This window comes from Mesorhizobium sp. M1E.F.Ca.ET.063.01.1.1 (assembly GCF_003998155.1).
GTDB lineage: Bacteria > Pseudomonadota > Alphaproteobacteria > Rhizobiales > Rhizobiaceae > Mesorhizobium.
Map to the genome: position 1 here is coordinate 1 of NZ_RZSC01000844.1, position 2,382 is coordinate 2,382.

2 protein-coding genes are annotated in these 2,382 nt (G+C 62.5%); one reads left to right on the forward strand and one right to left on the reverse strand.

Annotation, left to right across the window (positions count from 1 at the left end):
• A partial coding sequence (gene lon, locus EOA29_RS33200; protein ID WP_127222188.1) for an endopeptidase La occupies positions 1-2,175 on the forward strand: 2,175 nt, incomplete at its 5' end.
• Positions 2,176-2,181: 6 nt separating this feature from the next.
• Here lon and EOA29_RS42390 read toward each other — a convergent pair.
• On the reverse strand, positions 2,182-2,382 hold a 201-nt coding region (locus EOA29_RS42390), incomplete at its 5' end, for a hypothetical protein (RefSeq protein WP_210213201.1).

Here is a 2,382-nt window from a genome sequence, read left to right on the forward strand (position 1 = left end):
CTGCAGCTCCTGAAGCTTCCCGACGGCACCGTGAAGGTGCTGGTCGAGGGCGCCTCGCGCGCCAAGATCGTCTCGTTCACCGACCGTGCCGACTTCCACGAGGCCCGCGCAACGGCGCTGGCCGAGCCGGAGGAGGAAGAGGTCGAGATCGAGGCGCTCGCCCGCTCGGTCGTCACCGACTTCGAGAACTATGTCAAGCTGAACAAGAAGATCTCGCCCGAAGTGGTGGGCGCGGCCAGCCAGATCGACGACTATTCCAAGCTCGCCGACACGGTCGCCTCGCATCTCGCCATCAAGATCCCCGAGAAGCAGGAGATGCTCGCCACGCTTTCCGTGAAGGAGCGTCTCGAGAAGGCGATGGGATTCATGGAGGCCGAAATCTCCGTGCTCCAGGTGGAGAAGCGCATCCGTTCGCGCGTCAAGCGCCAGATGGAGAAGACGCAGCGCGAGTACTACCTCAACGAGCAGATGAAGGCGATCCAGAAGGAGCTCGGCGAGGGCGAGGACGGCCGCGACGAGGCCGCCGAGATCGAGGCGCGCATCAAGAAGACCAAGCTCTCCAAGGAGGCCCGCGAGAAAGCGGAAGCCGAATTGAAGAAGCTGCGGTCGATGTCGCCGATGTCGGCTGAATCCACCGTCGTGCGCAATTATCTCGACTGGCTGCTGTCGATCCCGTGGGGCAAGAACTCCAAGGTCAAGCAGGATCTCGCCTTCGCGCAGGACGTGCTCGATGCCGACCATTTCGGCCTCGACAAGGTCAAGGAGCGCATCGTCGAGTATCTCGCCGTGCAGAGCCGGCAGAAGAAGCTGAAGGGGCCGATCCTGTGCCTCGTCGGCCCGCCCGGCGTCGGCAAAACCTCGCTCGGCAAGTCGATCGCCAAGGCGACCGGCCGCGAGTTCATCCGCATGGCGCTCGGCGGCGTGCGCGACGAGGCCGAGATTCGCGGCCACAGGCGGACCTATATCGGCTCGATGCCCGGCAAGGTCATCCAGTCGATGAAGAAGGCCAAGAAGTCCAACCCGCTCTTCCTGCTCGACGAGATCGACAAGATGGGCCAGGACTTCCGCGGCGATCCGTCGTCGGCCCTGCTCGAGGTGCTCGATCCGGAGCAGAACTCGACGTTCATGGACCATTACCTCGAGGTCGAGTACGACCTGTCGAGCGTGATGTTCGTGACGACGGCGAACACGCTGAACATCCCTGCGCCCTTGATGGACCGCATGGAGATCATCCGTATCGCCGGCTACACCGAGGACGAGAAGATCGAGATCGCCAAGCGCCACCTGATGCCCAAGGTGATCCGCGATCACGCGCTGCAGCCGAACGAATTCTCGGTCGGCGAGGACGCGATCCGCGGCATCATCCAGACCTACACCCGTGAAGCGGGCGTCAGAAGCCTGGAGCGCGAGCTGATGAAGCTTGGGCGCAAGGCGGTGACCGAGATCCTGAAGACGAAGAAGAAGACGGTGAAGATCAACGCGGAAAACCTCGCCGATTATCTCGGCGTTCCGCGCTTCCGCTTCGGTCAGGTCGAGGCCGACGATCAGGTCGGCGTCGTCACCGGTCTTGCGTGGACGGAAGTCGGCGGCGAGCTGCTGACGGTCGAAGGCGTCATGATGCCCGGCAAGGGCCGCATGACGGTGACCGGCAATTTGCGCGACGTGATGAAGGAATCGATCTCGGCGGCGGCTTCTTACGTCCGCTCGCGCGCCATCGATTTCGGCATCGAGCCGCCGCTGTTCGACAAGCGCGACATCCACGTCCACGTGCCGGAGGGCGCGACGCCCAAGGATGGCCCGTCGGCGGGTGTGGCGATGGTGACGGCGATCGTCTCCGTGCTCACCGGCATTCCGGTCCGCGCCGATGTGGCGATGACCGGCGAGGTGACGCTGCGCGGCAGGGTGCTGCCGATCGGCGGCCTGAAGGAGAAGCTGCTTGCCGCGTTGCGCGGCGGCATCAAGAAGGTGCTGATCCCGGAAGACAACGCCAAGGATCTGGCGGAGATTCCGGACAATGTGAAGAACAACATGGAGATCATTCCGGTCTCGCGGGTCGGCGAGGTGCTGAAGCACGCGCTGGTCAGGATGCCGGAGCCGATCGAATGGGTCGAGCCGGTGAATCCGCCGGCCGGCGTGGATGCCGGCGACGATGCCGGCAAGTCGCTTGCTCATTAGAATCTTCTAACATTGCGACGCACAATGAGAGAGCCGGGCTTCAAGCCCGGCTTTTTCATGTGAAAAAAGCTCCGAAAAACGGAAAAAAGCCCGGAATTCCGCGGTTTTCGGCTTGGGTTCCGGAACGCTTCTTTCTAAAGTCCGTTTCCTGCCGGATGAGTCGTAAGTTCCGGTTTTCTCATGGAAGGGAATTTTGATGAACAAGAA